Origin of the sequence: Micromonospora sp. NBC_00421 (assembly GCF_036017915.1) — a bacterium.
Classification (GTDB): domain Bacteria; phylum Actinomycetota; class Actinomycetes; order Mycobacteriales; family Micromonosporaceae; genus Micromonospora.
Genome location: NZ_CP107929.1, coordinates 2,648,487 through 2,675,211 on the forward strand (window position 1 = coordinate 2,648,487; position 26,725 = coordinate 2,675,211).

The window sequence follows — 26,725 nt, forward strand, 5'->3', positions numbered from 1 at the left end:
ACGCAACTGACATACGTCCGCGCGGCACCCGCCAACCTCGACGCACAGGCTGGGGACCGGACAGCGAACCGGAAGGAGGCCGATCGTGGGAGCGTCCCGCCCGGAGTGCACCGTACCGCTTGTGGAGGTGTGCGTCACCGACGACCTGGACCTGGCCGCGCTGGCCCGGTCCAGGGAGGTCTTCGACCGGCTGGTCGGGCTGCGCCCGGAACACGTGGTGGTCGACCTCTCACAGTGCCGGCACCTCGACGCCGCCGCCGTCGGGCTGCTGCTCGACGTGCACCGGCACCTGGCCCGCCACGGCGGCGTGCTGACCCTGCGGGATCCCAGCCCCCGGGCGTTGCGCGTGCTGAGTGCCGCCCGGGTGTCCCGGGTGCTGCCCATGGTCACCACCCCACGGGCCCTGCCGGTGGACGGCGGGCTGGTCCCGTCCGTCGTCCACCGGCAGCCAGCCCCGCCCCGGGTTCCGGAGCACAGCCGATGAGCGTGCCCGGCATCCTCGTCGCCGTCGTCGTCGGGCTCGTGATCGGCGCGTTGGGCCGGCTCGTCGTCCCCGGCCGCACCCAGGTCCCGCTCTGGCTCACCCTCGCCGTCGGCCTGGTCGCCGCGCTACTCGGCACCATCCTGAGCCGGCTGGTCGGCATCGACAGCGACGGCTACACCCTGCGGCAGCTGATCGTGCAGGTCGGCCTGGCCGGGGTCGCCGTGGCACTTGTCGTCGGCACCGCCGGTGGCCGTACCGAGCCCTGACCCACCGGATCCGGCAGTGGCCCGGCGCGCGGGGAGTCCGGTCGACCACCGCGCGTCGGGCCACGACCGCCGGAGAGCCGGCCTCGACCCCTGGAGGAGGAGACCGATGACCGTCGTACCGGACGACCCGCTGATGACGCTGATCTGCGACAGCTGCGGGACGGTGACGAGCGGCCCGGCCCGCGTCCTGCCCGACGCCGAGGTGGTCTGGACGTTCGTCGCCGAACAGGGCTGGACCGGTTCGCCGTTCGCCACCGGCCCGCACCGCTGCCCCCGCTGCGAACTGGTCCCCTCGCCGGCCCCGGCGGCCCGCACGCCACGCCGCGCCGACCCGCTCGGCGTGCTCGGCGTCGAACACCTGGACGACGTGGTGATCGTCACCGCCGCCGGTGACCTGGACATCGCCACCGGCGAGGACCTGCACGGGACGCTGGCGGAGGCGGTCGACGCCGACCGGCACGTGGTGGTCGACCTGGCCCGGGTCCACCTGATCGACTCCACCGCGCTCGGGGTGCTGGTCCGGGCCCGACAGGACACCAGGCAACGCGGCCGGCGGCTCAGCCTCGCCGGCCCGTCCCGGTTCGTCCGCACCGTGCTGCACACCATGCGGCTGGACCGGGTCTTCCCGGTCTTCGACACCCGCCGGGACGCGGTGGACTGGTCCCGGTCCACCCCGACCGACCGGCCCCGGGAGAGGAGCACGGCATGGTGATGCCGTGGCCGCTGCCCGACGACAACTGGTTCCGGCCGGAGCCCGAACCACCCGGGCCGCCCGGTGACGACGTGCGGCTGGCCGCCGAGGTGGCGTACCGGATCGTCGGCGGGATCGGGGTGCGCGCCCGGCGGATCACGGTCACCGTGCAGAACCGGGTGGCGATCCTCGGGGGCGTCGTCCCCGACGTCGACACCCGGCAGCTCGCCGGCCAGGTCGCCTGGCAGGTGCCGGGTGTGGTCGACGTCTGCAACGCGCTGCGGCTGTCGGCGAAACGCTGACCGCCCCGCTGCCGGCGGGCGGTCAGCGGGCGGTCGGCGTCAGCGCGGGGCCGGGGTCAGCGCGGGGCCGGGGTCAGCGCGGGGCCGGGGTCAGCGCGGGGCCGCCACGTGGGTCGGCGGTTGCGGACCGAACGCGGTGAGGAACCGGTCCCGGAAGGTGTCCATCCGCCACACCGGCGCGTCCGCCCCGGGGCGCAGCCCTTCCTGCCAGCCCCAGCCGGCCACCCGGGCGAGCACCGCCGGGTCGCGGGCGACCACGGTGATCGGCACGTCCCGGCTGGCGTCCGGGCCGGTGACCAGCGGGGACGGTTGGTGGTCGCCGAGGAAGACCAGCACCAGGTCGTCGTCGCCGTACGTCTGGACGTAGGAGATCAGGCTGTTCAGCGAGTACTCGATCGCGCGGCGGTAACCGGTGCGCACCTCGGTGGTGCTCCGCCCCACCACGTCCTTGGGGTTGAACGCCACCGACGTCGGCCGGCGGTAGATCGACCCGTCGCCGACGTGCTCCCAGTCGAGCATCCGGGGGATCGCCGCCCACGGGGAGTGGCTGGAGATCAGCGGGATCTCCGCCATGATCGGCGCGCGGTCCGGGGCGCTCCGTTCCCGGCGCTGGAAGGTCGACAGGGTGTACTGGTCGGGCATCGGCGCATAGCTGAACTGCGGTCCACGGTAGTCCAGTCCCGCCGCGTCGTGGTAGCGGTCGTAGCCGAAGAACGCCCCCTCCGGCCAGGGCGAGGTGGCCGCCGGCATCACCGCGACGGTCTCCCAGCCGGCCCGCCGGAACGCCCCGTTGAGGGTGAGCCGGTCGCTGGCCAGCAGGCTGTCGTGCCGTTGCTGGTTGTCGATCCACAGGCCGGACAGCAGCGTGTCGTGGGCCAGCCAGCTCCCCCCGCCGAAGGTGGGTGAGGTCAGGAAGCCGCTGCGGGCGGTGAAGCCGGCGGCGGCCAGGCGGCGGGTGCCGCCGTCGAGCACCGCGCCGACCTGACCGGCGAACTCCGGGTCCTCGACCGCGTCCCGGCCGTAGCTCTCCACGAAGGCCAGCACCACGTCCTTGCCGCGCAGCGCGGTGAGCAACTGGTCGCCGGGAGTGTCGCGGAAAGCGTCCCGGGTGACCTGGGCGGCGAACTCCCGCCGGTCCCGCAGCCCCGCGCCGACCTGGCCGACGTGCTGCCCCACCAGGGTCGCCGTGCCGGAGTCGGCGACCGGCACGCCGAGCGTCGCGGCGGCCACCCAGAGAGCGGTCAGGCCGGCGACCACCCGTACGGCGGCCCGGCGGTGCCCGGTCGCCTCCCGGGTCAGCCGCAGCACCGACCGGGTGGTCAGCACCAGCAGCGCCACCACCAGGGCAACCAGCCCCACGGCGGCGGCGACCGCGCCGCCGGTGCCCACCGAGTCGGTCACGAAGGCGTACCCGTCGTCCAGCAGCACCCAGTCGAGGACCAGGTCGAACGGGCGGGCCAGGCTGGCCGACATGCCCAGGTCGAGCACCTTGACGATGGCGACCAGCCCCAGCGCCGCCCCGACCGGCACCGCGACCAGCCGACGCGCCCGGCCGGGCAGCGCCAGCAGCAGGCCGGCGGCGATCAGCCCCTCGATCGGTACGCGCAGGAACGCCATCGGGGTGAGCTGGTCGAACCGGTCCGGTGCGGTAAGCACCGCCAGGATCAGCAGTCCGGCGAGCACGGTGGTCACCCGGCCCGCGACCGTGCGCCACCGCCCCCGCCCGGCCGTCACCGACACGGCCTCGCCCGTCGGAGTCGGCGCGTCGCCGGCGGGCTCGGCGGTCAGACCCGGGCCAGTGGCATCGGCGGTCGGAGCCGGGCCGGCGGGCTCGGTGGCGGTCGGAGCCGGGCCGGCGGGCTCGGTGGCGGTCGGAGCCGGGCCGGCGGGCTCGGTGGCGGTCGGAGCCGGGCCGGCGGGCTCGGTGGCGGTCGGAGCCGGGCCGGCGGGCTCGGTGGTCGGAGCCGGCGCGTCGTCCACCGTGGGCTCGGTGGCCGGGGGCGGCCCGTCGCCGGCGGGGTCGGCCCTCGGGTCGGGCCGGCCGGCCGGGGCGGCGGGCTCGCCGGCCGACGTGCTCCGGTGACGCAGACGTGACAACAACGACACTCCGAATGGTCCTTCCTGGGGAGGGTCCCGGCGGTGCGGCCGGCCGGGTCGGCGGTGCGGCCGGCCGGGTCGGCGGTGCGGCCGGCCGGGTCGGCGGTGCGGCTCAGACCGGTTGGTGGGCGACGAACGGCCGGTCGGCGACGGCCTCGACCCGGGGACGTACCGACGATACGGGCGGCAGCGCCGCGACCGACGACACAGACGGCAGCGCCGCGACCGACGACACCCGTGGGACGGGGATCGACGTGGCAGGGCGGGCGGGCCGGTGCCACCAGAGCCAGCCGACGTCGTGGCCGAACGACTCGACCAGCAGCGCCAACGCCACCGCGGCCAGCACGGCGGTCACCGGCCGGGCCAGCACGTCGGCGGCGACCACGAGCAGCAGGACGCCCTGCGCGGCGGCGACCACCTTGCGCCAGTAACGCGGCGGCAGGCTCCCCCGTAGCCAGGGCAGCAACCCACCGGCGACGACGAAGGCGTACCGCAGACCGCCGATCGCGAGCACCCACGGCCCCACCGCCGGTGCCACCTGGACGCTGAGCACCAGGATGAGGAACGCGTCGACCTCCATGTCGAAGCGGGCGCCGAGCGCGCTGACCGTGCCGGTGCGTCGGGCCACCCAGCCGTCCACCGCGTCCAGGGCGAGCGCCACCGCGGTCATCGGCACCAGCACCCCCAGCGGGGCCGCGCCGTCGAGGTTGGCCACGACCAGGGCGGTCACCCCCCCGACCAGCACCCCCCGGGCCAACGTCACCTGGTCGGCCGGCCCGAGCCGGTCGACACCACGGCGGCGCAGGCCGCGCCGCAACGCCACACAGGTGACGACGCCGTACGCCAGGCCGGCCAGCCAACCGGCGACGTCGAGCCCGACGGTCGCGGCCAGCCCGACCAGCAGGACTGTCTGTACGGTCAGGCCGAGCACCGGACCGGTTCGAACCCTGGACACCCTGCCTCCGTGTTTATGATCGACGACCTCGGTAGTGGGTACGCAGGACACCGTCGTTTCGTTCGGTTCCCCGGCAGATGAGGAGAAACCCGCGTGATCCGCGATGCCCAGGCCTTCTGGCTCCGCTCCCCCGGCGTCGGCGAGCTGAGGACGGTGACACTGCCCGCTCCCGGCCCCGACGAGGTGCTGGTCCGCAGCCGCTACTCCGGGGTGAGCCGTGGCACCGAGACGCTCGTCTTCACCGGCAGCGTGCCGGAGAGCCAGTACGCGACGATGCGTGCCCCGTTCCAGGAGGGCGACTTCCCCGCCCCGGTCAAGTACGGCTACCTCAGCGTCGGCGTGGTCGAGGCCGGTCCGGCGGCGCTGCGCGGTCGGACGGTGTTCTGCCTGCACCCGCACCAGAGCGCGTACGTGGTGCCGGCGTCGGCGGTGACCCCGGTGCCGGACGACGTGCCGGCGGCCCGTGCGGTGCTGGCCGGCACGGTGGAGACGGCGGTCAACGCGTTGTGGGACGCCGCGCCGCTGGTCGGCGACCGGGTCAGCGTGGTCGGCGGCGGGATGGTGGGGTGCAGCGTGGCGGCCCTGCTGGCCCGCTTCCCCGGGGTCCGGGTCGAGCTGGTCGATGCCGACCCGGCGCGGGCGGCGGTCGCCTCGGCGTTGGGTGTCGACTTCGCCCTGCCGGAGGCGGCCACCGGTGGGCGGGACCTGGTGGTGCACGCCAGCGCCACCGCCGCCGGGTTGCAGCGCAGCCTGGACCTGCTCGCCCCGGAGGGCACCGTGGTCGAGTTGAGCTGGTACGGCGACCGGCCGGTCGAGCTGTCGCTGGGCGGGGCGTTCCACTCCGGCCGGTTGACCGTCCGCAGCAGCCAGGTGGGCACGGTCTCCCCGGCGCGGGCGTCCCGGCGTGGCTTCGCCGACCGGATGGCGCTCGCCCTGGAGCTGCTCGCCGATCCGGTGTTCGACGCGCTGCTGACCGGGCGGTCCCCGTTCGCGGAGCTGCCCGACGTGCTCGACCGCCTGGCCTCGGGCGCACTGCCCGCGCTGTGCCATCTGATCACCTACGACGAGGAGACACCGTGTTCAGCGTGACCGTACGGGACCACATCATGATCGCCCACAGCTTCCGGGGGGAGGTGTTCGGGCCGGCGCAGAAGCTGCACGGGGCGACCTTCGTCGTCGACGCCACCTTCCGCCGCCCCGAGCTGGACGACGACGGCATCGTGGTGGACATCGGCCGGGCGACCGACGAGCTGAAGGCGGTGCTGGCCGACCTGACGTACCGCAACCTGGACGACGAGCCGGCGTTCGCCGGGCAGAACACCACCACCGAGGTGCTGTGCCGGACCATCGCCGACCGGCTGGCCGAGCGGGTGCACGCCGGTGGGCTGGGCGCGGGCGCCCGGGAGCTGGCCGGGGTCACCGTCACCCTGCACGAGTCGCACATCGCCTGGGCCAGCTACGAGCGGTCGTTGTAGCCGGTGCCGGCGGTGCACGTCGTCCTGCCGGGGGACATCGACGACCCGGCCACGCCCAGCGGCGGCAACGCGTACGACAGGCGGGTCTGTGCCGGGCTGGCGGCGGCCGGGTGGGCGGTATACGAGCACGGGGTGCCCGGGGACTGGCCGTACCCCGACGAGGCGGCACGGGCGCGGCTGGCCGGGGTGCTCGCGGCCCTGCCGGACGGCGCGCTGGCGCTGTACGACGGGTTGGTCGCCTCGACCGTGCCGGAGCTGCTGGCGGCGCAGGCCGGCCGGCTGCGCCAGGTGGTGCTGGTGCACATGCCGCTCGGTGACGACGCCGAGGCGCGGGCCCTGCCGCACGCCGACGCGCTCGTCACCACCAGCGGCTGGACCCGGGAGCTGCTGCTGGCCCGGCACCCGCTCGACCCGGCCCGGGTGACGGCGGCCACCCCGGGGGTCGACCCGGCCGACCCCGCCCCGGGCTCGACCGCCGGCACCGCGCTGCTCTGCGTCGCGGCGGTCACCCCGGTCAAGGGGTACGACGTGCTCGTCGACGCGCTGACCGGGCTCGCCGACCGGCCGTGGACGTTGGACTGCGTCGGCGCGCTGGACCGCGATCCGGCCTTCGTGGCAGCACTGCGGCGGCGGGTCGACCGAGACGGGCTGGCCGGGCGGGTGCGCTGGCACGGGCCGTTGACCGGGCCGGCGCTGGACGCCGCGTACGCCGGGGCGGACCTGCTGGTGCTGCCCTCCCGCGCCGAGACGTACGGGATGGTGGTGGTCGAGGCCCTGGCCCGGGGGATCCCGGTGCTGGGCACCACCGCCGGCGGGGTGCCCGAGGCGCTGGGCCGGGCCGCCGACGGCACCGCGCCCGGGGTGCTGGTGCCGCCGGGCGACCCGGTGGCGCTGGCCGGGGCGCTGCGCCGCTGGCTGCACTCGGCCGAGCTGCGCGACCGGCTGCGCCGCGCGGCCCGGGACCGGCGGGCCGACCTGCCCGGCTGGCCGGCCACCGTGACGACGATCTCCCAGGTGTTGGACGGAGTGAGGACATGACCGCGTACGCCACCGAACCGTTCGCCGACTGGCTGCGGCTGCGGGAACCCGCCGACGCCGACGCCCGCAGCCGGGAACTGGTCGACCTGCTCCGCGACCGGCTCACCGGTGCCGGTGGGCCGGACCTGTCGCCGGCCGGTGAGGGTGGGCCCGGCATGCTGGTGGCCGGTGCCGGGTCCGTCACGTCGCTGCGCGGGGACCGCCCGTGGGTGGTGCACGACCTGGGCAGCGGCACCGGCTCGATGCTGCGCTGGCTGGCCCCGCTGCTGCCCGGCCCGCAGCGCTGGGTGCTGCACGACCGGGATCCGGGTCTGCTGGAGCGGGCCGGCGCGGGTGTGCCGGTCGCCGCCGACGGCAGCCCGGTCGAGGTGATCACCCGGCAGGGCGACCTCACCCGGCTGACCGGCGCCGACCTGGCCGACGCCGACCTGGTCACCGCGTCGGCACTGCTGGACATGTTCAGCGCCGACGAGATCGCCCGGGTCGTGGCCGCCTGCGCGGGGGTCGGCTGCCCGAGCCTGTTCGTGCTCTCCGTGGTCGGTCGGGTGACGTTCGACCCCGCCGACCCGCTGGACGTCGAGATCGCCGCCGCCTTCGACGCCCACCAGCGACGTACCCTCGACGGCCGGGTGCTGCTCGGGCCGGATGCCGCCGCGGCGGCCGTCGCGGAGTTCACCCGGCAGGGGGTGCCGGTGACCGTGCGGCCGAGCCCGTGGCGGCTCGGACCGGACCGGGCGGCGCTGCTCGTGGAGTGGCTCGACGGGTGGCTCGACGCGGCCGTCGCGCAGCGCCCCGACCTGGCCGACCGGACGGCGGCCTACGCGCGGCGGCGGCGGGCCGAGGCGGCGGCCGGTCGGCTCACCGTCACCGTCGGCCACGAGGACCTGCTCGCCGGGGTGGAATGAACCCGTCCGCCGGCCGGTACGTGAGATAAGGACGAGATCTTCTCGAGGAGGAACCGCGTGTCACCGGACGCCACCGGCACATCGCCCGTTCATGCTCGTCGGCGCGTGGCCTGGGCCTGGGTGAGCAACCTGGGTGGGGTGGGGCTGGTCGCGGTGCTGCTGTGGTGGCTGGGCACCGGCCCGGCCCTGGCCGGGCTGCGGCGGATCGACACCCCGGCGGTGCTGGGCGCGCTGGCGTTGGGCGCGCTGGCCACTGTCGGTTGCGCGTGGCGGTGGCGGCTGGTCGCCGGAGGGCTGGGCATCCGGCTGCCGCTCGGCACTGCGGTGGCCGACTGCTACCGGGCGGTCTTCCTCAACGCGACGCTGCCCGGCGGGGTGCTCGGGGACGTGCACCGGGCGGTGCGGCACGGCCGGGAGGCCGGTGACCTGGGTCGGGCCGTCCGGGCGGTGGTCTGGGAGCGGACCGCAGGACAGGTGGTCCAGGTGGTGCTCGCGGCGGGGCTGCTGCTGGCCCTGCCGTCGCCGGTGCGGCCGTACCTGCCGATGGCGGTGGCCGTGACGGTGGCGGTCGGGCTGGCGCTGCTGGTGCTGGTGCGGGCGCTGCCCCGGTCCGGGCCGTCGCGGCGGGCCCGCGCGGTGCGGGCCGCCACCGCCGACGTGCGGGCCGGGCTGCTGGGTCGACGCACCGGGCCGGGGGTGCTTGTCGCCTCGACGGTGGTGGTCGGCTGCCACCTGGCGACGTTCGTGCTGGCCGCCCGGGTGACCGGAGTCACCGCACCGCTGACGGTGCTGGCGCCGCTGACCCTGCTGGCACTCTTGGCGATGGCACTACCCGCCAACGTGGCCGGGTTCGGTCCGCGTGAGGGCGTCGCCGCCTGGGCGTTCGGCGCTGCCGGCCTGGGCGCCGCCGAAGGGGTGGCCACCGCCCTGGTGTACGGGGCGCTGGTGCTGGTCGCCGCCCTACCGGGTGCCGCCGTGCTGGTGCTGCGGGGTCGCCCGTCCGCGCTGCGCGCACGGCCGGGTGACCGTACGGTGGGGACCCAGGGTGGTTCCTCACCGGTACCCGCTGCCGGGCTGGCCGGCAGCGCCTGACAGAGGAGACACATGTTCGACGCACTGCCGGCAGCGACGGTCCGGACACAGGTCACGGTCCCGCTGCGGTTCCCCGACGGGTACACCACCACGGCCCGGGTCTTCTCGTTCGACGGGCTGGTGGACGGCCGGGAGCACCTGGCGTTCGGGCTGGGCGACTGGGCGGGCGCGCTGCGCCGGCACGCGGCGGGCGGGGCCGCGCCGCTGGTCCGCCCACACAGCGAGTGCCTGACCGGGGACGTCTTCGGCAGTCAGCGCTGTGACTGCGGCCCGCAGCTGCGCGAGGCGGTCGAGCGGATCACCGAGGCGGGTGGCTTCCTGCTCTACCTGCGCCAGGAGGGACGCGGCATCGGCCTCTACCCCAAGCTCGACGCGTACGCCCTCCAGGACGCCGGGCTCGACACCTACCAGGCGAACGTGGCGCTCGGCCACGACGAGGACGAACGGGACTACCGGGCCGCCGCGCAGATGCTGGCGGTGCTCGGGGTGCCGGAGCTGGTGCTGCTGAGCAGCAACCCGGACAAGGCCGAGCAGTTGACCCGGCTGGGCGTGGCGGTGGCCGAGGTGGTGCCGACCGGGGTGTTCCTGTCCCCCGCCAACGCCGACTACCTGGCGGCGAAGGCGAGCCGGGCCGCCGCCCGGGCCGTCGACCTGCCGTCGTTGAACTGAGATGGGTGTCGTGTCGGCCGGGACGACGGACACCGCCGTCCCGGCGTCGACCGGGCGGCCGTACGTGCTGCTCAGTTGCGCCACGTCGATAGACGGGTACATCGACGACGCCACCGAGCAGCGGCTGCTGCTGTCCAACGCCGAGGACATGGACCGCATCGACGGCGTCCGGGCCGGGTGTGACGCGATCCTGGTCGGCGCGGGCACGATCCGGGCGGACGACCCCCGGCTGGTGGTCCGCTCGGCGCGGCTGCGGGCCGCCCGGCAGGCCGCCGGATTGCCGCCGTCGCCGGTGAAGGTGACCCTGACCGCACGGGGACTGCTGGACCCGACGGCCCGGTTCTTCACCGTCGGCGACGCCGAGAAGATCGTCTACTGCGCCGGCCCCGCGGTGGAGAAGACCACCGAACTGCTCGCCGGGTCGGCCACCGTGGTCGACGCGGGTGACCCGTTGGATCCGGCCCGCGCCCTGGCGGACCTGGCCGGTCGGGGGGTGGAGCGACTGATGGTGGAGGGCGGTGCGACGGTGCACGCCCGGTTCCTCACCGCCGGCCTCGCCGACGAACTGCACCTGGTGGTCGCCCCGTTCTTCGTCGGCGACCGCCGGGCGCCCCGGTTCGTCGGCGACGGCGCGTTCCCGTGGCACCCGGGCCACCGGGCCAGGATCGCCGAGGTACGCCAGATCGGCGACGTGGTGCTGGTGCGCTACGCCCTCTCGGAGCGTTGCGTCGACGGGCTGCCGGGATGAGCGACAATCCCTGGATGCGGTGCGAATCGTGGCGGGAGATCCTGTCGGCCCAGCTCGACGGGGAGGAGACCGCCGAGGAGCGGGTAGCGGTCCAGGCGCACCTGGACGGGTGCGCCGACTGCCGGGCGTGGCACGAGGTCGCCGCCATGGTGACCCGACGGGCCCGTACCCGGGTGGTGACGGCGGCACCAGACCTGGCCGGTACGGTCCTGGCGGAGACGATCCTCGCCGCCGTGCCGCCGCCGCGCCGACGGCTCGTCGACAGGTGGCGCGGCGGGCTGACCAACGGTCTGCGGGTGGCCCTGGGGCTGCTCGGCGCGGTCCAGCTCGCCCTCGGGCTGGCCCAGGTCGGCCAGGGTGTCAACGCCGAGCACCTGCACCCGACCGGGCAGCACCTGTGGCACGAGTCGGCGGCGTGGAACGTGGCGGTGGGCGCCGGCTTCCTCTTCGTCGCGGTGCGCCGTACCCCGCCGGCCGGGTTGTTGCCGATGCTCAGCGCCTTCGTCGCGACCCTGGTCCTGCTGTCGGTCAACGACCTGGTCACCGCACAGGTGGCGGTGCCCCGGCTGATCAGCCACGGGTTCCTGGTCGGCGGTTACCTGATCACGGTGCTGTTGTTCCGGCTCGGTCCGCGTCCGACCGGCCCGCCGCAGGGCCGACGCACCGGCCGGTCGCGGTGGCGGTTGCGGCTCGACGAACTCGACGAACCCCGCCGGATGGCGGCGCAGCCGTACGGCGCGCAGGCCCGCGACCGCCGGGCGGCCTGAGGCCCCGGGGGCGCACCGGTTCAGTCGAGACCACGGATGAGGTGCGGCTCGGTGTCCGGGTCGGACCAGTCGCACTGTCCGCGCTGGTTCGCCCGCCCCCAGGCGTCCAGGGCGGAGGGTGCCCGGACCGCCTCGGCCGACCGGCCGGTGCGGGGGTGGCCGGGCCCGGGTCGGGTCTTGTCGTCGGGGCTGTCCGTCAACGCGTCCCCCATGTCGGGACACCTCCCATCGTGGCACCGGCACCGGGCCGGTCACCTTCGCCGTTGCCAGGTCGACGATCGCCGTTGCCAGGTCAACGATCGAAGCACCCGTCCGGCGACCGGACCGGAATCCCGGCCCCCGTCGACCGGCCGACCTCGCCACCTGTGGTGATGGGACAATCACCGCGACCCTGGAGGTGCGGTGAAGTACCTGATCCTGATCAGCCACAACGCGCAGGCTCGTGACCTGTGGCAGGCCATGTCCGACACCGAACGGCAGCTGGGCGTCGAGGCCCACACCACCCTGGTCGACGAGCTGACCGCGACCGGTGAGCTGCTCGCCTCCGAGGCGTTGGCCGACCCGGCCACGGCCCGCCGGGTCCGGGTCGACCGGGGTCGGACGACCGCCACCGACGGCCCCTTCCCCGAGGTGAAGGAGTATCTCGCCGGTTTCTACCTGGTGGAGTGCGACAGCATCGAGCGGGCGGTGGCGCTCGCTGCCCGGGTGCCGGAGGCGCGGCTCGGCCTGGTCGAGGTGCGGCCGGTCCTCGCCGCCGGCCGCCCGGACGCGTGACCGCCACGCCGGCCGTCGAGGACCTGCTGCGCGAGCACGCCCCGCAGGTGCTCACCACCCTGGTACGCCGGTACGGCGGCTTCGACACCTGCGAGGACGCCGTCCAGGAGGCCATGCTGGCGGCGGCCGTACAGTGGCCGCGGGAAGGGCTGCCGGCGAACCCCCGGGGCTGGCTGACCACTGTCGCCTCCCGCCGTTGGACGGAGGCGTGGCGCAGCGACGCCGCCCGCCGGCGCCGGGAGCGTACGGTGGCCGCCCTGACCGGTCCGGGTCCGGTCTCCGCCGTGGACGACACGCTGACGTTGCTGATGCTCTGCTGCCATCCGGCACTGACCCGGGGTTCCCAGGTGGCGCTCACCCTGCGGGCGGTCGGCGGGCTGGGCACCGCCGAGATCGCCCGGGCGTTCCTGGTGCCCGAGTCGACCGTCGCGCAACGGATCAGCCGGGCCAAGCAGCAGATCCGGGCCGGTGGCACCGAGTTCCGGCTGCCCTCCCCCGGTGACCGCCCGACCCGGATGGTCGCCGTGCTGGAAGTCCTCTACCTGATCTTCAACGAGGGCTACACGGCCACTTCGGGTCCGGTGTGGGACCGGAGGGAGCTCACCGCCGAGGCGATCCGGCTGACCCGGCAGCTGCACCAGCACCTGCCCGACGATCCTGAGGTCACCGGCCTGCTGGCGCTGATGCTGCTCACCGACGCCCGCCGGCCGGCGCGGACCCGGCCGGACGGATCACCCGTCCCGCTTGCCGAGCAGGACCGGTCCCGGTGGGACCGGGCGGCCGTCGCCGAGGGGGTCGCGCTGATCACCCGGACCCTGGCGGACGCGCCGCTCGGGCCCTACCAGGTGCAGGCCGCGATCGCCGCCGTGCACGACGAGGCACCCCGCGCCGAGGACACCGACTGGCCGCAGATCCTCGGGCTCTACAACCTGCTGCGGCGCGTCGCGCCCGGCCCGATGGTCACGCTCAACCGGATCGTGGCGGTCGCCATGGTGGACGGGGCGCGGGCCGCACTCGCGGAACTGACCGCCGCCCAGGCCGATCCCGTGCTCGCCGGCAACCACCGGACGCACGTCGTCCGGGGGCACCTGCTCGACCTGCTCGGCGACCGGGCGGCGGCCAGGCGGTGCTACCTGCTGGCCGCCCAGGGGACCCGCAACGTCCCGGAGCAGCGTTTCCTGCGACTGCGCGCGGCCCGGCCGGCCTGAACACCGCGATCCACCTCCGCCACCACCCCGGACACCAGCGCGCTCATCCGGTCGGCGCGCCGAGCTGGCGGGGCCGTCGCCGGGTGATGTCCCCGGCCCGGATGTCGAAGTCGGCGCGGTGGTCTCGACACAGGGGTGGAAGTCGTCGCACCCGTTTCAGGAGGCAGCCGTGAAGTACCTGATCATGATCACTCACACCCGGCAGATCCGGGACACCTGGCAGGACATGTCCGACACCGACCGCGAAACGGGAGTCAGGGCGCACGCCGCCCTGGTGGAGGAGCTCACCGAGTCGGGTGAGCTGATCGTCGCCGAGGCGCTCGCCGACCCGGGGCAGGCGAAGAAGGTTCTGGTCAGTGACGGGCGGGCGGTGACCACCGACGGCCCGTTCCCTGAGGCCGGGGAGCACCTCGCCGGGATCTACCTGGTCGACTGCGCCAGCATCGGGCAGGCGGTCGAGCACGCCGCCCGCATCCCCGAGGCCCGCTTCGGCCTGGTCGAGGTGCGCCCGGTACGCGAGGCCGGTGGCCCCGACATGTGAGGTCCGCGACGGGCCGGCGGCCCCGATAGGTGCCGCCGGCCCCTCCACGGTACGAGCCCTCCGCCGTCGCCCCGCCGAGTGTGGGGAGGTCGACAGCGGGTAACCCGCTCGACGACGCCCGCCCCCGACGCCCGCCCCTCACCCGGGCCGGGAACTGCTATCCGTACACCAAAGCTATTGCAGTTAGCTTTTTGCCTAGCTACGCTAGCTTCATGACCGAATCCCGGAACGCCCTCCAGCCGGCGACCCGCTTCCTGCACCGCGCGGAAGGTCGCATCGCGTACGACCTGCAGGGCAGCGGCCCGCTCGTGATCCTCGTGCCCGGAATGGCGGAACTGCGCACCTCGTACCGCTTCCTCACCCCGGCCCTGGTCGCCGCCGGCTACACCGTGGCCACCACCGACCTGCGTGGTCACGGTGACAGCGACACCACATTCACCTCCTACGGTGACCGCGAGACGGCCGCCGACATCAGCGCCCTGATCGACGAGCTCGGCCGGCCGGCGACAGTCGTCGGCAACTCCCTCGCGGCGGGTGCGGGCGTCATCGTCGCGGCCGACCACCCCGAGCAGGTCTCCGGTCTCGTGCTGGTCGGCCCGTTCGTGCGCAACCCGAAGATGCCCCCGGGCATGCGGAGCCTGTTCCACGCGATGACGTCGCCGCTCTGGGTGGCCACCGTCTGGAAGGCCTACCTGCCCTCCCTCTACGCCGGCACCAAACCCGCCGACTTCGCCGAATACCGCGCGGCCGTCATAGGCAAGCTCCGCCAGCCCGCGTACGGCAAGGCCTTCTCGCGCACCGCACGACAGACCGACCACGATGTCGCCGAGGTACGACTCGCCGAGGTGGACACGCCGGTGCTCGTCGTCATGGGCGACCGTGACCCCGACTTCAAGGACCCGGCGGCCGAGGCGGCGTGGATCGGCGAGACCCTGCGTGGCGAGGTCGTCATGGTGCCCGACGCCGGCCACTACCCGCACTCCCAGCGACCCGAGCTCACCACCCCGGCCGTGCTCGCCTTCCTCGGGCGGGTGCACGCGGGTGCCTAGGGCCGGCCTCACCACCGCCGTCGTCGTCGAGCGTGGCGCCCAACTGCTCGAAGCCCACCCCACCGACGAGCTCACCCTCGCCGCGCTCGCCGAGAGCCTCGGCGTACGCGTCCCGTCCCTCTACAAGCACGTCGACGGCCTTCCCGGGCTCCGCCGCGGCATGATGCTCCGCGCGAAGGGCAACCTCTCCGCGGCGCTCGCCCAGGCGTGCATCGGCCGCGCCCGTGCCGACGCGGTCCGCAGCCTGGCCGCCGCCTACCGGGCGTGGGCGCGGGAGAATCCGATGCAGTACCCGATGACCATCCGCGCGCCCGAGCCCGACGACACCGAGGACCAGCTCGCGAGCGGGAGCGGGCTCGACGTGATCTACACCGTCCTGGCCGGTTACCGTCTCGTCGGCGACGACGCGATCGACGCCACGCGGTTCCTGCGCTCCGTCATCCACGGCTTCGTCAGCCTGGAGACCGCCGGTGCCTTCAAGCTCACCGCCGACCTCGAGCGCAGCTACGACAGGACGATCGACAGCGTGGTGACCGCCCTCGAGACCTGGCCGCGCTCATGACCGCCCGCACCCCGCCACCGGCCACCCCGGTGCCGGTCCTCTACCGGGCCGAGGGCGCCGTCGTCGCCGCGGCGGCCGTCGCCCTCATCGTGCTGACGGGCTTCGCCTGGTGGTGGCTGCTCGCCCTGTTCCTCGTCTTCGACCTCCCGATGCTCGGCTACCTGATCGACAACCGCGTCGGGGCGATCACCTACAACCTGGCACACAACTACGTCGCCCCCTGCGCGCTGCTCGCCGTCCACGGCATCGCCCTGGCTCTCGGCGGGACCGGATGGCCGCTGCTCGCGCTCGTGGCAGGTTGCTGGCTCTTCCACGTCGGAGTGGACCGGGCAGTCGGCTACGGCCCCAGACCCCTGCACTAACCCCCACCCACCCCCCACCACCGCCCCCACCCCCCACCACCGCCCCGGACCACCGCCCCGGTGATCAAGAGGTTTGCGTCAGGATTGATCTTCAAGGTGACGCAAACCTCTTGATCACCGCGGGAGGGTGAGGGGCAGGGGAGGGTGAGGGGGCAGGGGAGGATGGGGGGTCAGGGGGGTGGGGGGGCGACGCTGGCCCGGTGGACCAGGGTGGGGGCGATGGTGTGCCGTTCGACCACGCCCGGGCCGGCCTCGATCTGCCGCAGCAGCATCGCCAGCCCGACGCGGGCCACCGCGTCGAAGTCCGGCCGCACGGTGGTCAACGGGGGGATGAAGTACGCCGCCTCCGGCACGTCGTCGAAGCCGACCACGCTGATCTCCTCCGGCACCCGACGCCCGCGCTCGCTCAACGCCCGCAACACCCCCAGCGCGAGATGGTCGTTCGCCGCGAAGACCGCCGTCACCTCCGGCATCCGGGCCAGCATCTGCCCACAGCGGTATCCTGACGCCGCGCTCCAGTCGGCCGACAGCACCGGCGGCACCTCCGCCCCGGCCGCCCGCAGCGCCGCCCGCCAACCCTCGACCCGCCCGGCGCTGTCGAACCAGTCCGCCGGGCCGGAGACGTGCCAGACGGTACGGTGCCCGGCGTCCAACAGGTGCCGGGTGGCCAGTCCGGCCCCCGCTGCCTGGTCGACTGTGACCAACGCCGCCTCCCGGGCCGGATCGCCGTCGACGGTGACCAGCGGCACGCCGTGCGGCAGGTGGTCGAGCGCCTCGTCGGCCGAGGCCACCGGGGCGATCACCACGATGCCGGCGACCCGGTGGTCGAGGTGCCGCTCCACGGCGGCGGAGATGGACCGCCGGTCGAGGGTGCTGACGCTGCCGACGCTGACCGCGAAGCCGGCCGACGCGGCGGCCTGCTCCAGGGCCGCCAGCAGTGACGCCGGCCCGTACAGGGTGCTGTTCTGGGCCACCACCCCGATGAGCTGGGAGCGGCCGGTGACCAGCGCCCGTGCCGCCCGGTTCGGTCGGTAGCCCAGCTCGGCGATCGCCGCACGGACCCGGACCCGGGTCTGTTCCCGGACGTTCGGATGGTCGTTGAGCACCCGGGAAACCGTCTGGTGGGAGACTCCCGCCAGGCGGGCGACGTCCGTCATCGCAGGACCACGCATGCGGCCATTATCCACCGGCGCGGTCCCGCCGGTCGCCGGTGTCCGGGCCGGTCGGCGACCGGAACTTCCGGTGGGGCGGCCCGCCTTGCCAAGCCGACGACAGGCTAACGATACTCATGGATGTTCCTGAGCCGGACACGATCGAGCGCCGGGCAGCCTCGATCGGAGCAGCCGCATTCCCGCGATCCTCCGGAGGAACCTGTCCCATGAGATCCAGGATCAAACTCCTCGGCACCGCCCTGGTCGCCGCCGCGCTCACCGTACTGGCGGCGATCGCCGCCCCCACCCCGGCCTCGGCGGCGACGCTGACCCAGGTGACGAACTTCGGCGCCAACCCCAGCAATCTCCAGATGTACCTGTACGTGCCGAACACCGTGGCGGCCCGACCGGGTCTGCTGGTGGCCGTGCACTACTGCACCGGCAGCGGCCCGGCCTTCTATTCCGGCACCCAGTACGCGGCCCTGGCCGACCGGTACGGTTACATCGTCATCTACCCGTCGGTGACCCGCAGCAGCAAGTGCTTCGACGTCTCCTCCCCGCAGGCGCTGCGCCGCGACGGGGGCAGCGATCCGGTGGGCATCAAGTCGATGGTCGACTACGTCCGGGCGCGGTACCCCGTCGACCCGAACCGGATCTTCGCCACCGGCACCTCTTCCGGGGCGATGATGACCAACGTGCTGCTCGGCGACTATCCCGACGTGTTCGCGGCGGGTGCGGCCTTCGCCGGGGTGCCGTTCGGCTGCTTCGCCACCACCGACGGCTCGGAGTGGAACAGTCAGTGCGCCAACGGGCAGGTCACCAAGACCGCGCAGCAGTGGGGCGACCTGGTCCGTAACGCCTACCCCGGATATACCGGCAAACGGCCCCGGATGCAGTTGTGGCACGGCACCAACGACGAGACCCTGCGCTACCCGAACTTCGGCGAAGAGGTCAAGCAGTGGACCAACGTCCACGGGCTGAGCCAGACGCCTACCTTCACCGACACCCCGCAGGCCGGCTACACCCGCACCCGGTACGGCGGCAGCAACGGCACGGCACCGGTTGAGGCGATCAGCATGCAGGGCGTCACGCACAACCTGCCGGTCGACGCCGCGCAGGCGATCCGGTTCTTCGGCCTCGACGCCCCGCCCACCACCACCCCGCCCCCGACCACCACGCCCCCGACCACCACGCCCCCGACCACCCCGCCACCCACCACCACGCCACCCACCACCGGGCCCCCGACCACGCCGCCGCCCACCACCCCGCCGGTGCCGACCACCACGCCGCCGACCCCGTTCCCGCCCACGCCCACCACGCCCGGTCCGGGAGCCGAGTGTCGGATCGAGTACACCGTCAACGCGTGGAACACCGGCCTGACCACCGCGATCACGATCACCACCCTCAGAGACACCGGGGTCAACGGTTGGACCCTGGCGTTCACCCTGCCGGCCGGGCAGACCATCACCAGCGGCTGGAACGCGACCTACTCGCCGACCAGCGGCGCGGTCACCGCCCGCAACGTCTCCTACAACGGCACGATCGCGCCAGGCGGCTCGGTCAGCATCGGCTTCCAGGCCAACCACACCGGCAACACCGACAAACCCTCCTCCTTCACCCTCAACGGCTCCCCCTGCTCCGTCGCCTGACCCCCGTGCGGCCACCGGCACCCCCGGTGCCCGCACCCCCACCCACCCCCGCACCCCACCCACCCCTCCCCCACCCACCCCTCCCCACCCATCCCTGGTGATCAAGAGCTTTACGTCACCGATCCCGGGCAGGCCCGACCCATACCTCTTGATCACCGCTCCGCAGGAGTGGCCATCCCGGGTGATCAAGAGGTTTGGGTCACCAGAGCCGAACGTGGTGGCCTAAACCTCTTGATCACCGCGGTCAGGGCGGGTGGCGGGGGGCCGGGTGGGGGGGGGGGTGGGGTGGGGTGGTTGGTGGATGTGGGGGGTGGGGGTGGGTCGATAGGGTGGCGGTGACGGGGGTTTGTCGAGGTTGCTGGGCAGCGTCGTCGGCCGCCCGGGGACAGGCGGGTGTCGAGCCCTGCGGACCAGCCACAGCTGACCGAGCCGTCATCACCGCCATCCGTCCACAAGGGAGCGTCTATGCGTCTGAGTCGATCGTTGAAACTGGTGAAGCGGCGGCTGCCGGCGCTCGCCCTCGGCCTGGGCGCGGTCACGCTGATCGCCACCCCCGCAGCCGCCGTCCCGGGAAGCGGCAACACGGCAGCCGGAAGACCGGCGAACCCCACCGCGAACGCCAGCTCGGCAGGCGGTCTCCGGGGCAACGCCGTCATGCAGGACCCCACTGCGGGGAAGACCGTGGCAGCCGATGCCGTACGCGCGGCGGGCTGGACGCCGGTGCCGGGCACGGCGCAGGCCCGGTCCGCGCCGGCCACCGCCACCTACGGTGGTGAGCTGCACGTCTTCGTGCAGGGCCCCGACGGGCAGGTGCGGGTCGACCGGTACGACACGAACACCGACTCCTGGTCCGGCTGGGCCGCCGTCCCCGGTGACGCCATGGCGACATCGGCGCCGGCGGCCGCCGTCTACGGCGGGGAACTGCACCTGTTCGTGCAGGCCGACCAGAAGGTCCGCACCAACCGGTACGCCCTGGACACCGGCGCCTGGTCCGGCTGGAGCACGGTCCCCGGTGCCACGTCCGCGTCGTCGGCCCCGTCCGCCACCGTCTACGGCGGCCAACTGCACCTGTTCGTCCGGGGCGCGAACGGCAAGGTCCGGACCAACCGGTACTCGCTGGACACCGCCGCCTGGTCCGGCTGGGCCACCCTCGCCGGCCCGACCGGCGCCAACTCGGCCCCGTCCGCCGCCATCTACGGCGGTGACCTGCACGTCTTCGTCCGGGGCACGAACGGCAACGTACGCACCAACCGGTACTCGCTGTCCACCGGCGCATGGTCGGGGTGGAGCGACGTGCCCGGCACCGCACGCGCGGCGTCCGCGCCGGCCGCCCTGGTCTACGGTGGCGGGCTGCACGTCTTCGTCCGCACCGGCGGCGACGACCTGCGCACCACCTGGTACCTCCAGGACTCCGGCGCGTGGTCGGGCTGGAGCACGGTCGACGGCCCCGGCGGCGCGATCTCCGCTCCGGCGGGGAGCGTCTACGGCGGCCTGGTGCGGCTCTTCGTCCGGGGTGCCGACGACGAGGTCCACCAGGGCCAGCCCTAGCGGTAGCCGAACCGACGGTGTCGCCGACGCCGCCTTGCCCACCGTCGACCCGATGGGTGGGGCGGCGTCGCGGGCGCGGGCCAGGCGGTTCACCCCGTTCCCCGGCCGGCGGCACACCGGCCGGAGCCGTTCCGCCCGCGTCCCGGGCCGGCGGTCGGGGTGCTCTAGAGTCCCGACATGGGTGCGCAGGGGCGACGGGCGATCGTGGTGGGCAACAGCGACGGTGTCGGGCTGGCGCTCACCCGGCAACTGGTGGCGGCCGGCTGGACCGTCACCGGGCTGTCCCGCAGCGAAAGCGCCCTGGCCGCCCCCGGGTACGCCCACCACGTCGCCGACGTCACCGGCGACGCCTACCGCGCGGTGCTGGCCGGGGCGGTCGACCTGCTCGGCGGGGTCGACGTGTGCGTCTACGCGGCGGGGGTCGGTGAGTTCTTCGACGTCGCTGACCTGGCGGCGCAGACCAGGGCGCTGGAGGTCAACCTGATCGGTGCGGCGCGCACCGTGGAGGTCGTCGTGCCGGCGATGGTGGCCGGGGGTGGTGGTCACCTGGTGGGCCTGTCCAGCCTCGCCGACGCCGGACCGTCGACCCAGGCCCCCGGCTACGCCGCCGCCAAGGCGGGGTTGACGTCGTACCTGGTCGGACTGCGGGGTGCGCTCCGCCCCCACGGGGTGCGGGTGACAGTCGTCCGGTTCGGGTTCGTCGACACCAAGATGGCCAAGTCGCCGGTGAAGCCCATGCTGCTGAGCGTGGAGCGGGCCGCCGACGTGGTGCGCGACTGCCTGCGTACCGGGCCGACGGTCGTCTCCCGGCCACGGCGGATGGCCGTGCTGGCGCGGGCGGCCGGGTTCGCGGCGACGGTGGCCGCCCGGCGTTGAGCCGTACCGGCACGGCGGGGCGGGGCCGTCCGTGGACCGGCTTGAATTCGCCACGATCGTCGTGGGATTCTGATGCGTCGATGACTTGCCGCGCGCGCGGGGCGGACAGTCGTCCAAGGGCAACCGGGGCCGGTGGTTTCCGGGGGACGGCGACAAGTGCGACGGAACGACGTCAGTAGTCCGTCCATCAGTCCCGCCCGCCGTCTCGACGCCCCCTCGTGGTGCGCCGCTACCCCGACCGGCCGGGCGGTGCACTGTGGTGACCCACGAAGGAACCCGCATGAACAGAGATTCCGCCCCACCGTCGCGCCCGGCGCGGCGCGTCCGGGGGCGCTGGACGGCGCTCACCGTGAGCCTGCTGCTCGCCACCGGTGGGCTCGCCGTGACCGGTCCGTCGCCCGCCGACGCGGCGTCGGATCCGGTGGCCGTGACGGTCAACGTCAACGCCGGGCTGGCCACCGTGCCGGACACCGCGCTGGGTGTCAACCATGCCATCTGGGACTCCCAGCTCGGCACCGCCGAGACGTCCGACCTGCTCAAGGCCGCCGGTGTGCGGATGATGCGCTACCCGGGCGGCTCGTACGCCGACATCTACCACTGGCGCGACCACACCGCGCCCGGCGGGTACGTCGCGCCGAACACCGACTTCGACACCTTCATGGCCGCCGCCCGGCGGGTCGGCGCGCAGCCGATGATCATCGCGAACTACGGCACCGGCACCCCCGCCGAGGCCGCCGACTGGGTGCGCTACGCCAACGTCACCAAGGGGTACGGCGCGAAGTGGTGGACGGTCGGCAACGAGAACTACGGCAACGGCCTCTACGGTTCGGCCTGGGAGGCCGACGACCACCCCGACAAGAGCGCCGGCCAGTACGCCCGGCTGGTCGTCGAGTACGCCGACGCGATGAAGGCGGTCGACCCGACGGTCAAGGTCGGCGCGGTGCTGACCATGCCGGGGAACTGGCCGGACGGAATCACCGCCGGCAGTGATCCGGGTCCGTGGAACCGGACCGTGCTCTCGATCGCCGGCCCGAAGATCGACTTCGTGGACGTGCACTGGTACCCGGGTGGCAGCGCGGCCGAGTCGCTGGCCCGTACCGCCCACATCGACGAGGCGGCCCACCTGCTGCGCGACCAGCTCGCCCGGTACGCCGGCCCGAACGCCGCCCGGATCGGCATCAGCTTCACCGAGCTGAACGTCGGCACCGGCCAGAACACCCAGCCCGGCGCGCTGTTCCTCGCCGACGCCTACAGCGACCTGCTGGAGAACGGCGTCTTCACCGTCCAGTGGTGGAACGTGCACAACGGCATCGGCACCGTGTCGCAGGTGGCCGGGCAGACCGACTACGGCGACTTCGGGCTGCTGTCCAGCGGCGGGTGCACCGCCGACAACTCGGTCTGCGAGCCGCCGCTGAACACCCCGTTCGCCCCGTACCACGGGTTGTCCATGCTGAACCTGTTCGCCCGGCCGGGTGACCAGTTCGTCCGGGCCGCCACCGACCAGCCGCTGGTCACCGCGCACGCCGTCCGGCGGGTCGACGGGGATCTCGCGCTGCTGCTGGTCAACAAGGACCCGGACAACGCCCGTCAGGTCACCATCGACTATGCCGGGTTCACCCCGTCGGATGCCGCGCCGACGACGTACTCGCTCACCAACGGGGCGTCCGGCGTGGTCACCGGGCAGTCCGGCAGCGCGGGCAGCCGGACGCTGCCGGCGTACTCGCTGACCACGCTGGTGCTGCGGCCGTCGTCGCCGGTCACCGCGCACCCGGCCCCGCCGGGGCAGCCCACCGTCAGCGGGGTGACCGACCGGGCGGCGACGATCTCCTGGTCGCCGGCCCCGCCGAAGGGCGCCCCGATCGCCAAGTACGAGGTGTACCGGCAGAACGGCACGGTCAGTGAGCAGCTCGGCGAGACGGCCGGCACCTCGTTCACCGTCGACAACCTCGTCCCCGGCACCCGGTACACCCTCAACGTGCTGACCCGGGACACCGCCGGGAAGGTCTCCTGGTCGTCGCCGCCGGTGACCTTCACCACCGCCGGCCCGGCCGAGAGCAGCTGCACCGTCCGGCTCAGCACCGCCAGCGACTGGGGCAACGGCTGGGTCGGCAACGTCGAGATCGTCAACAACGGGGCGAACCCCGTCGACGGCTGGACGTTGACCTGGAAGTGGCCCACCGACTGGCAGAAGGTGAGCAGCGGCTGGAGCGCCACCTGGACGCAGACCGGGCGCACGGTGACGGTCGCCAGCACCGACGACAACCGGCGGATCGCCGCCGGGGGCAGCACCACGGCCGGTTTCGTCGGCGCCTACAGCGGCCCGAACGTGCCGCCCACCGGCTTCGTCCTCAACGGCACCCCCTGCACCGTCGGGTGACCGGAGGCGGGCCGGTCACCGGTCGGGCTGACCGCCCGGCCGGCGACCGGCCCGTGGCCCCGTACGACGGTGGCCGCCGACGCGGCGCTGCTGCGTCGGCGGCCACCCCGGGTCGTGCCATCGCTCCCGCTCCCCCGGGGAAACGTCCCGGCCACACCTTTCGATCAGCCGGGCGGGCCCGGGACCGGTCAGAAACCGGCCGCGTGCGCGGCGGACGTGCCGCCGACCACCGGAAGAACGATCTTGCTGCTCTTCAGGGCGACCTGGATGTTCGCGGCGGTGGTGTCCGCCTGGCTGGAGTACTGCGGGTAGCTGGCCACGATGATCACGCCGATCCGGTGGCCCGGCTTGAACACGTAGTCCTCCGGCAGCAGCGGGAAGGTGAAGTTGTACGACTCCCCCACCACCAGCGGCACGGCGGTACGGATCGACTGCCGGTTCTGGGCGTCCATGATGCCCTTGGTGACCAGCTCGTAGTCGGCGGTGGCGACCCGCTTGGCGGTCTGCTTGTAGCAGCCGTCGTCGGTCGGACTGCTCAACCCCCAGCAGTCCTCGGTGGTCAGGGTGATGATGCCCTCGCCGGAGGCCCGGTGCGCCACCCGCTCGTCGGTGCCGTAGTCGACCAGGATCGCCCCGAAGTTGGTGTCGGTCTGGTCGGCCGAGGCCCGCAGCTGCACCGTCGGCGTGCCCGAGATGTGCAGCGGCGCGGTCAGCGGCGCGGACAGGAACGCCAGCCGGTTCGGCTGCACCGTGTCCGGGTTGAGGATCATGGTGTTCTGGCTCTGGGTACGGCTGTCCTGGAACGCGCCGGTCGCCGGCTTGGCGGTCGGCACCAGCTTCAGGCCGCCGGCCCCGGTGCTGCCGGGCTGGAGGAACACCTCGGTGTCGGCCTTGCCGGGGATCGGCCAGTCGGCGTGGGTCTCCCACACGTCGGCGGCCCGCTCCAGGTCGACCCGGGGTTCGTCCATGATGCCGTTGGCGACCCCGTGCAGCCAGAAGTCGAACCACCGGTGCAGGGTGGACACCCAGACCGCGCGCCGCGAGTCGAACGGGTCGACGTGCCCCTCCTGGGAGAGCCACAGCTTGCGCTGGACGTTGTTCTCCGCCAGGGCGTACCAGAACTTGCTGAAGTGGTCCGCGCGGACGTTGTCGTCGTTGAGACCGTGGTAGAGCAGCACGCTGGCGGTCATGTTGGGGACCTTCTTGACGTAGCTGCGCTCGTTCCAGAAGGCGGTGTAGTCGCCGGTCTCGTCGCCGTCGGCGGCGGCCATCGCGTCCCGCACCGGCTTGCAGTACTCCCGCCGCTCCGGGTTGGTGACCGTGTTGGCAAGCGACGCCACGTAGCTGTTGCCCCGGGTGACCACCCCGTTGCTGCGCACGTAGTCGTAGTACTCGGTGGGGCCGCTGATCGGCACCACGGTGGTCAGGCCCTTGACGCCGGTCACCGCCGTCGCCATGGCCAGCGACCCGTCGTACGACTTGCCGATCATGCCCGATTTGCCGTTGTGCCAGTCGGCGGTGACCACCTGGCCGGCGGCGTTGCGGGCGGTGGCCCGGCCGTTGAGCCAGTTGATCGCCTGCTTGGCGCTGAGATTGTCCTGGTTGGCGTTGGTGGTGGGGCAGCCGGTGGAGTTGTTGGTGCCCACCATGTCCAGCAGGATCACCGCGTAGCCGCGCGGCACGAAGTAGTTGTCGTAGAACAGCGGCCACCTGTCGAGCAGGCCGTCACCGTCCAGGTCGGCCTTGCACTCGGACTCGTTGCCCCGGCAGACGGTCGAGTAGTACGGGCTGGCGTCCATGATGACCGGGACCTTGAGCCCGTTCGCGGTGGCCGCCGGCCGCATCAGGTCGAACGCGATGATGTCCCGCAGACCGTCGTTGTCGCTGTCGAAGGTGGAGTCGATGAACAGACGCTCCCGGATGGCGTCGGCGTAGCCGAACACCGGCTGGGTCACCCCGTCCTGGACCACGATCGTCGGTACGTCCGCCGCCGCCCCCGCCGGTGGTGCCGCGCCCAGGGCGGCGAGCACCATCGCGGACAGTACGGCCACCCCGGCGCGCAGGGGCGTTCCCATCGCAACCATGCAGTCTCCTTGAATCTCGGCGAGACTGCGCACGTTATGGGCCGACCGACCGCCACCACCATCTGCACCTGTAGGAACTTCGCCCCCGCCGGGTCCGGCACCCCGCCCGCGACGACGGGCCGCCGGTGGTGACCCGCCGGTCAGTCCCGGTAGCCCCACTGCCGCAACGGCTTGTCCAGCACCCGTTCCACCGCGGCGAGCTGGTCCACGCCCAACTCGTCCTGGTACGCGGCCCGTCGCCCGGCGTGGAACCGGTGCCGACCGAACCCCTTGTCGAACGCCGGTGACCAGTCCAGGTCGAGGAAGTCGAGCATCCGGGCCACCTCGGCACGCGGGTCGGCGAGCAGGTCCTCGTAGCGCACGTCGAGCCACTGCCCCTCGGGGTGTGCGGCGCGTGCCTCGGCGAACCGGTCCATCAGCATCTTCCAGCCCAGGGCGGCGAGCACCGGGAACGACCTGTCGTACTCCTCCCACTCCTGGCGCAGGTCGGTCGGCAACGGCCCGAGGAACCAGTTCTCCGGCCCACGCCAGCCGTCCCACCAGCCCATCTGGAGCCAGGAGTTGGTCACCGCCCGCCCGTCGCGGAGCACGTTGACCACCCGCAGACCGGGATAGCCGGCCCGCAGGAAGCCGGTGCGCGGCCAGCCGGTCACGTGGTGCAGCAGCAGCCGGCAGCCCTGCCGTTCGATCCGGGCGTCGAAGAAGGCCCGCAGCCGCCGCCGCAGGTAGGGGGTGAGGTCCTCGGCGGTCAGGTCCCGGCACGGGCGGGAGAAACCGGCAAGCACGTGCCGATCCAGCAGGTCGTACGCCTCCGACGGGGCTACCCGCAACCGGCCCTTCTCCAGCAGCCGGCGGCTGTGCCGCAGCGAGGTCATCCCGGCCGGGCGGGGCGCCGACCGCCGGTACAGCGGCCCGTTGAGCCGACCGGCGAGGTTGAGCCGGGACAGCTTGTCGTCGACGCCGGAGACGAACCCCACCCCGGGATGCCGGGACAGCAACTCCTGCACCAGGGTCGAACCGCACCGCCCGGTGCCCACCACCACCGCCAACATCCC

General features: G+C 73.7%; 27 protein-coding genes and 1 pseudogene. 22 read left to right on the forward strand and 6 right to left on the reverse strand.

The window, feature by feature from the left end:
- Positions 1-85 precede the first annotated feature (85 nt).
- From OHQ87_RS11505 to OHQ87_RS11520, 4 genes are all read left to right on the forward strand, one after another.
- Positions 86-484 (forward strand): STAS domain-containing protein, encoded by a 399-nt coding sequence (locus tag OHQ87_RS11505; RefSeq protein WP_328347666.1) that lies wholly within the window; start codon positions 86-88, stop codon positions 482-484.
- Positions 481-750 (forward strand): GlsB/YeaQ/YmgE family stress response membrane protein, encoded by a 270-nt coding sequence (locus OHQ87_RS11510; protein WP_328347668.1) that lies wholly within the window; start codon positions 481-483, stop codon positions 748-750. Before OHQ87_RS11505 ends, OHQ87_RS11510 begins: the two co-directional genes overlap by 4 nt.
- A 106-nt stretch (positions 751-856) precedes the next feature.
- The gene (locus tag OHQ87_RS11515; RefSeq protein ID WP_328347670.1) at positions 857-1,462 is read left to right on the forward strand and encodes an STAS domain-containing protein; all 606 of its coding nucleotides are present in this window, start codon (positions 857-859) and stop codon (positions 1,460-1,462) included.
- On the forward strand, positions 1,456-1,743 hold the full coding sequence (locus tag OHQ87_RS11520) for a BON domain-containing protein (RefSeq protein ID WP_328347674.1): 288 nt from the start codon (positions 1,456-1,458) through the stop codon (positions 1,741-1,743). Before OHQ87_RS11515 ends, OHQ87_RS11520 begins: the two co-directional genes overlap by 7 nt.
- Positions 1,744-1,833: 90 nt before the next feature.
- Here OHQ87_RS11520 and OHQ87_RS11525 read toward each other — a convergent pair whose 3' ends face one another.
- Together OHQ87_RS11525 and OHQ87_RS11530 are read right to left on the reverse strand one after the other, a co-directional pair.
- Positions 1,834-3,840: a sulfatase-like hydrolase/transferase gene (locus tag OHQ87_RS11525; RefSeq protein ID WP_328347676.1), complete on the reverse strand. Its 2,007-nt coding sequence runs from the start codon at positions 3,838-3,840 to the stop codon at positions 1,834-1,836.
- Between the two features lie 235 nt (positions 3,841-4,075).
- Positions 4,076-4,795, reverse strand: a pseudogene (locus OHQ87_RS11530) (CDP-alcohol phosphatidyltransferase family protein); the annotation flags it as partial.
- A 93-nt stretch (positions 4,796-4,888) separates the two neighbouring features.
- Between OHQ87_RS11530 and OHQ87_RS11535 the strand changes: the two are divergent.
- Genes OHQ87_RS11535 through OHQ87_RS11570 form a run of 8 tightly spaced genes read left to right on the forward strand, consistent with a single transcriptional unit; the run spans position 4,889 to position 11,489 of the window.
- Positions 4,889-5,884: a zinc-dependent alcohol dehydrogenase gene (locus OHQ87_RS11535; RefSeq protein WP_328347678.1), complete on the forward strand. Its 996-nt coding sequence runs from the start codon at positions 4,889-4,891 to the stop codon at positions 5,882-5,884.
- Positions 5,872-6,270: a 6-pyruvoyl trahydropterin synthase family protein gene (locus tag OHQ87_RS11540; RefSeq protein ID WP_328347680.1), complete on the forward strand. Its 399-nt coding sequence runs from the start codon at positions 5,872-5,874 to the stop codon at positions 6,268-6,270. Before OHQ87_RS11535 ends, OHQ87_RS11540 begins: the two co-directional genes overlap by 13 nt.
- 3 nt (positions 6,271-6,273) lie before the next feature.
- A complete protein-coding gene (locus OHQ87_RS11545) occupies positions 6,274-7,308 on the forward strand; it encodes a glycosyltransferase family 4 protein (RefSeq protein WP_328347682.1) in 1,035 nt (344 codons plus the stop codon).
- Positions 7,305-8,213, forward strand: coding sequence for a class I SAM-dependent methyltransferase (locus OHQ87_RS11550; RefSeq protein WP_328347684.1), 909 nt, complete (start codon positions 7,305-7,307; stop codon positions 8,211-8,213). The genes OHQ87_RS11545 and OHQ87_RS11550 overlap by 4 nt, the downstream gene beginning before the upstream one ends.
- Before the next feature lie 57 nt (positions 8,214-8,270).
- The gene (locus OHQ87_RS11555; RefSeq protein ID WP_442930754.1) at positions 8,271-9,305 is read left to right on the forward strand and encodes a lysylphosphatidylglycerol synthase domain-containing protein; all 1,035 of its coding nucleotides are present in this window, start codon (positions 8,271-8,273) and stop codon (positions 9,303-9,305) included.
- Between the two features lie 12 nt (positions 9,306-9,317).
- Positions 9,318-9,974 (forward strand): GTP cyclohydrolase II, encoded by a 657-nt coding sequence (locus tag OHQ87_RS11560; protein ID WP_328347688.1) that lies wholly within the window; start codon positions 9,318-9,320, stop codon positions 9,972-9,974.
- A 10-nt stretch (positions 9,975-9,984) separates the two neighbouring features.
- Positions 9,985-10,722 (forward strand): RibD family protein, encoded by a 738-nt coding sequence (locus OHQ87_RS11565; RefSeq protein ID WP_328347690.1) that lies wholly within the window; start codon positions 9,985-9,987, stop codon positions 10,720-10,722.
- A 14-nt stretch (positions 10,723-10,736) separates the two neighbouring features.
- Complete coding sequence (locus OHQ87_RS11570; protein WP_442930817.1) at positions 10,737-11,489, forward strand: zf-HC2 domain-containing protein; 753 nt, start codon at positions 10,737-10,739, stop codon at positions 11,487-11,489.
- Positions 11,490-11,509: 20 nt separating this feature from the next.
- On the opposite strand, the gene OHQ87_RS11575 is transcribed toward OHQ87_RS11570, so the two are convergent.
- Positions 11,510-11,701, reverse strand: a complete 192-nt coding sequence (locus OHQ87_RS11575) for a hypothetical protein (protein ID WP_328347694.1) — start codon at positions 11,699-11,701, stop codon at positions 11,510-11,512.
- Between the two features lie 190 nt (positions 11,702-11,891).
- Here OHQ87_RS11575 and OHQ87_RS11580 point away from each other — a divergent pair, with 190 nt between their 5' ends.
- The 6 genes from OHQ87_RS11580 (at position 11,892) to OHQ87_RS11605 (ending at position 15,985) form a co-directional block, all read left to right on the forward strand.
- Positions 11,892-12,263 carry a YciI family protein gene (locus tag OHQ87_RS11580; RefSeq protein WP_328347696.1) on the forward strand — a complete coding sequence of 124 codons (372 nt, stop codon included), beginning with the start codon at positions 11,892-11,894 and terminating at the stop codon, positions 12,261-12,263.
- On the forward strand, positions 12,260-13,471 hold the full coding sequence (locus OHQ87_RS11585) for an RNA polymerase sigma factor (protein WP_328347697.1): 1,212 nt from the start codon (positions 12,260-12,262) through the stop codon (positions 13,469-13,471). Before OHQ87_RS11580 ends, OHQ87_RS11585 begins: the two co-directional genes overlap by 4 nt.
- A gap of 169 nt (positions 13,472-13,640) precedes the next feature.
- Positions 13,641-14,012: a YciI family protein gene (locus OHQ87_RS11590; protein WP_328347698.1), complete on the forward strand. Its 372-nt coding sequence runs from the start codon at positions 13,641-13,643 to the stop codon at positions 14,010-14,012.
- Between the two features lie 212 nt (positions 14,013-14,224).
- A complete protein-coding gene (locus OHQ87_RS11595) occupies positions 14,225-15,061 on the forward strand; it encodes an alpha/beta fold hydrolase (RefSeq protein WP_328347700.1) in 837 nt (278 codons plus the stop codon).
- Positions 15,054-15,623 (forward strand): TetR/AcrR family transcriptional regulator, encoded by a 570-nt coding sequence (locus tag OHQ87_RS11600; RefSeq protein WP_328347702.1) that lies wholly within the window; start codon positions 15,054-15,056, stop codon positions 15,621-15,623. The genes OHQ87_RS11595 and OHQ87_RS11600 overlap by 8 nt, the downstream gene beginning before the upstream one ends.
- On the forward strand, positions 15,620-15,985 hold the full coding sequence (locus OHQ87_RS11605) for a DUF4260 family protein (protein WP_328347704.1): 366 nt from the start codon (positions 15,620-15,622) through the stop codon (positions 15,983-15,985). Before OHQ87_RS11600 ends, OHQ87_RS11605 begins: the two co-directional genes overlap by 4 nt.
- 170 nt (positions 15,986-16,155) lie before the next feature.
- On the opposite strand, the gene OHQ87_RS11610 is transcribed toward OHQ87_RS11605, so the two are convergent.
- Complete coding sequence (locus tag OHQ87_RS11610) at positions 16,156-17,157, reverse strand: LacI family DNA-binding transcriptional regulator (RefSeq protein WP_328347706.1); 1,002 nt, start codon at positions 17,155-17,157, stop codon at positions 16,156-16,158.
- Positions 17,158-17,363: 206 nt separating this feature from the next.
- On the opposite strand from OHQ87_RS11610, the gene OHQ87_RS11615 reads away from it, so the two are divergent.
- The 4 genes from OHQ87_RS11615 (at position 17,364) to OHQ87_RS11630 (ending at position 23,586) form a co-directional block, all read left to right on the forward strand.
- The gene (locus OHQ87_RS11615) at positions 17,364-18,785 is read left to right on the forward strand and encodes an extracellular catalytic domain type 1 short-chain-length polyhydroxyalkanoate depolymerase (protein ID WP_328347708.1); all 1,422 of its coding nucleotides are present in this window, start codon (positions 17,364-17,366) and stop codon (positions 18,783-18,785) included.
- 465 nt (positions 18,786-19,250) lie between these two features.
- Positions 19,251-20,333: a hypothetical protein gene (locus tag OHQ87_RS11620; RefSeq protein WP_328347710.1), complete on the forward strand. Its 1,083-nt coding sequence runs from the start codon at positions 19,251-19,253 to the stop codon at positions 20,331-20,333.
- 177 nt (positions 20,334-20,510) lie between these two features.
- A complete protein-coding gene (locus OHQ87_RS11625; RefSeq protein ID WP_328347712.1) occupies positions 20,511-21,209 on the forward strand; it encodes an SDR family NAD(P)-dependent oxidoreductase in 699 nt (232 codons plus the stop codon).
- Between the two features lie 280 nt (positions 21,210-21,489).
- Positions 21,490-23,586 (forward strand): cellulose binding domain-containing protein, encoded by a 2,097-nt coding sequence (locus OHQ87_RS11630; RefSeq protein ID WP_328347714.1) that lies wholly within the window; start codon positions 21,490-21,492, stop codon positions 23,584-23,586.
- A 188-nt stretch (positions 23,587-23,774) separates the two neighbouring features.
- Here the strand turns inward: OHQ87_RS11630 and OHQ87_RS11635 are convergent, their stop codons facing one another.
- A complete protein-coding gene (locus OHQ87_RS11635) occupies positions 23,775-25,670 on the reverse strand; it encodes a CocE/NonD family hydrolase (RefSeq protein WP_328347716.1) in 1,896 nt (631 codons plus the stop codon).
- Between the two features lie 140 nt (positions 25,671-25,810).
- Positions 25,811-26,722, reverse strand: coding sequence for a sulfotransferase family protein (locus OHQ87_RS11640; RefSeq protein ID WP_328347718.1), 912 nt, complete (start codon positions 26,720-26,722; stop codon positions 25,811-25,813).
- Positions 26,723-26,725: the final 3 nt, after the last annotated feature.